At 59.8% G+C, this 286-nt stretch carries 1 protein-coding gene; it reads left to right on the top strand.

Annotated features, from left to right (window positions below):
• Positions 1 to 286, top strand: a 286-nt coding sequence (locus QMX93_RS30900) for an aldehyde dehydrogenase family protein (RefSeq protein WP_282359360.1), incomplete at both ends; no start/stop codon positions are given.

Below are 286 nucleotides of genomic sequence, written 5' to 3'. Positions count from 1 at the left end.
GAACTGGTCTATGGCGGCCAACCGATTGAAGTCCCTGGCTTCTTTGTAGAACCGACGATATTTGCCAATTGCCGCAACGACATGCGCATTGTTCAGGAGGAGATTTTCGGCCCGGTGCTGGTGACCGCGCCGTTCGACGATGACGAAGAAGCGCTGGCGCTGGCCAATGACTCGGCATTCGGCCGCGCGGCGGCGCTGTATTCCAATGATCTGGGCAAGGTGCACAGCCTGATTCCGCGTTTGCGGGCCGGTGCGGTTTACGTCAACGCCCACGGCACTCTCGATC

This window comes from Pseudomonas sp. PS01303, assembly GCF_029959385.1.
Lineage (GTDB): Bacteria > Pseudomonadota > Gammaproteobacteria > Pseudomonadales > Pseudomonadaceae > Aquipseudomonas > Aquipseudomonas rustica.
This window is presented reverse-complemented; position numbering and strand designations above follow the sequence as displayed.